Source organism: Streptococcus sp. HSISS2, from assembly GCF_000448665.1.
GTDB classification, from domain to species: domain Bacteria; phylum Bacillota; class Bacilli; order Lactobacillales; family Streptococcaceae; genus Streptococcus; species Streptococcus raffinosi.
In genome coordinates this window covers 909,757-912,335 of sequence record NZ_CM002133.1, presented here as the reverse complement: position 1 = coordinate 912,335, position 2,579 = coordinate 909,757, and the positions used below count along the sequence as shown (strand labels likewise).

Below are 2,579 nucleotides of genomic sequence, written 5' to 3'. Positions count from 1 at the left end.
TTATAAATGGCATGAGTCTCTATAGGACGAACCTTGACCAACTTCGACGTTCAAATCAAGTTGGACCGGATAAAAAGCGGTTGCTTGGAAATACTTTGGTAGTTCCGATTTAACAACTGGAGGTCTCGGAACAGGAGTGTTTGGACCAAATATTTCTGCAAGTTCTGTTGCTGTTCCTCTTGTTATGACTAAGGGGGCTTCTGAGATTGGTCTTTATATCGTCTCTGGTGGGAAACAGTCAGCTATGTTTGGATTTTTCCCGCTTGATGAAGGGGATGCACCGGAGTCTTATGGTAAGGCTATCCACTCTATCGCAACCGTTGATGGGATAACAGGTAACAAAGTCACTCAACCTTATCTTGGTCACTTGAGCCCAGATATGGATGAAAACAACGCACATGATTGGTTTGGTGATGATAATGCAACGACAGCTGATGAAGGAGTTGATCAATTGCTCCCAGCTGAGCTCAAAGGGACAACCAATGAGATGATCAAAATGGATCGTACGCATCCAGGGAACTACACCATCACTCTTGAAGCTCATACAGATGGGGCGCCTCAAGCCAATATTTATGGTTGGATTGACTTTAACCAAAACGGCACCTTTGATGAAGATGAACGTTCTGAGTTGGCCACTATTACCAAGGATGGTTCTGTTACTCTAAAATTCACCAAGAGCAAAACCTATATCGATCCTAGTGTCAATGAACTAGGTGTACGTGTCCGGATTGCTAAGGATGCTGATCAAATCGAAAAACCTACAGGAATGGCTTTCTCAGGGGAAGTCGAAGACTTCAGAACTCAGGTTACTCACCCACCAAAAGGTGAAGTCAAAGCAACGTCTGGCCTTCAAGGCGAAAAACAAACGGCAACGGTTGCCTTTACGGCTCGTGGTCTCTACAAGTATAGCCGTACAGCTGTAGCTCAGATTGACGAAACTGTTGCTCCTCAGATAGTGGACAACCGTACTGGTCAAGTCGTAACACCTGGAGCAGATGGCTATTATGCTGTGGCTGGTCAAGGGAAATATAAGATCACTCCAAACGGGACTTCAGTGGATGTTGAGTTCATTCCTGAAGATCACTTCCTAGGAACAGCAGATGGTATTTCTATCCGTCGTACAGATACCAATGGCTATGACACAGGTTGGTCTACTAAATTCCCTGACATGGAAGCCAATGTCGATACGGCCATCAATACCATGGACGGTCTTTACATCCCAACGGTTACTCCAAAAGATATCAAAGGCGAAAGCAAGACGTCTACCGATGTGCAAGGAGCAACCCAAACAGGTACACCAACCTTTAATGTAGTTGGAACTAACCTAGATGGTAATAAGATTACTGTTACTCCAAGTGCCTTATATCCTGCTAAATTGGTAGATCCAGCAACTGGTCAACCGACAAATGCTCTTTCTGTTACGGTAGCAGGAGAAGGAACTTACACTATCGATGATACGACTGGTAAAGTGACCTTCGTTCCAGAACCTGGTTTTACAGGCACTGCGAATGGCGTAACGGTGACCTTGTCTGCTCCTGTTGGACGAGATAAAGATGGTACGATTCGTGATGAGTACGTTAAGACAGCGACTGCTAAGTACACTCCAACGGTAACACCAATTACGGTTACTCCTACAAATAAAGTTTCTGCAGATGTTCAGAACGTTCCTCAAACACAAACACCAACCTTTGATTTAAGTAATGACAAGACAGCTCAAATCACAAGCAAGAAATTGGTGGATCCAACAACTGGTCAACCGACTGATGATGCAACTGTAACTGTAGCGGGAGAAGGTAGCTATACTATCGATCCAACGACTGGAGCAGTTACATTTACTCCAGAAAAAGATTTTGTAGGTACTGCAACAGGAGTAACTGTTCAGGCAACTGCTACAATTACAAATGCGAACGGTAAGACTGCAACCATCACATCGGATGCGACTTACACACCAACAGTTGTAGCAGCTGTTCCAACAGCTCAACCTGCTAAATCTAAGGATATTCAAGGTGCTACGCAAACAGGCACTCCAACCTTTGCAGGCACAACTGTCCAAGTCAACGGTCAAGACAAGGCTATTACCATCAAAGACAATAGTTACAAACTCTTGGATAAAGATGGGAACGAAGTAACCGGTACAACCCCAGCATATGCAGCAGACGGTACAACTGAAATCGGTAACTTCTCAATTGATCCAGCAACTGGAACAGTAACCTTCACACCGACTGATAAATCATATACAGGTGCTGTTACACCGGCTAAGGTTCAAGCTGAAAGCTCGAATGGTATCAAGGTGGCTACAACCTACACACCAGAAATCGTTCCAGTAAGTCCAACCGCAACACCAGCTGAGTCAACTGATATCCAAGGTGCCACACAAACAGGCAAACCTGAATTCCAAGGTGGAACAGTAAACGTTGATGGCGTTGATAAGACAGTAGCAATCAATGAAGCTGTACCAGCGACATTTGACGATGGTACAAAAACTAAGACAATTCCAAACGTAGGTACTTACACAGTAGCAGCAGACGGAACAGTAACTTTCGTTCCAGAAAAATCATTTGTCGGAACTGCACCAGCGG

General features: G+C 44.6%; 1 pseudogene. It reads left to right on the top strand.

From position 1 onward, the window contains the following. Nucleotides 1–2,579, top strand: a pseudogene (locus tag HSISS2_RS04045) (GEVED domain-containing protein); the annotation flags it as partial.